The sequence below is a fragment of the Mitsuaria sp. TWR114 genome, assembly GCF_007997345.1.
On the sequence record NZ_VOSR01000837.1, the window covers coordinates 1 to 513 of the forward strand.

The following is a 513-nucleotide window of genomic DNA, read 5'->3' on the forward strand; positions in this document are numbered from 1 at the left end:
CGCCCGCCGACCTGCGCGCCAACGCCTACGTCCGCAAGGAGTGGCTGGAGGTCTGAGGCCGGCCGCCGGTTACATCCGTCACGACACCATGTCGACGGCGTGACGGACCAGTCACCGGCGGGCGACGCGGCCCGCGATCCGGTGAAAAATGCCCGCTCCTGGTGAAGGCTTCGCGCGCCTGCCGCCCTACAGTGACGGCGCGAATCACACGAGCGGGATCCCTCCATGAACTTGTTGCAGCCTTGGATGCTGGCGGCCGGCGCGCTGGCCGGCGCGGGAGTGGGGGCGGCGATCGCGAGCGCATGGTGGGGACGCAAGCTGCGGACGGCCCGGGCGCTGATCGATCAGCTGCAGGCTTCGCGCCGGCAGATCGAGGAGCAGGTCGGCCAGGCGCGCCGGCAGATCGAGAAGCTGCAGATGGAGATGCTGGAGCTTCGCCTCACGATGGAGCACATGCGGCGCAAGACGCAGTTCGCGGCGAGCCGTCCGTTGCCCATCGACAGCGGCGACTCG

Annotated in this window: 1 protein-coding gene; it reads left to right on the forward strand. The window is 70.0% G+C overall.

What is annotated here, in order from left to right:
• Positions 1-246: 246 nt before the first annotated feature.
• Positions 247-513 (forward strand): hypothetical protein (locus tag FUT87_RS24745; protein ID WP_147242714.1); only part of this gene is annotated, 267 nt, incomplete at its 3' end.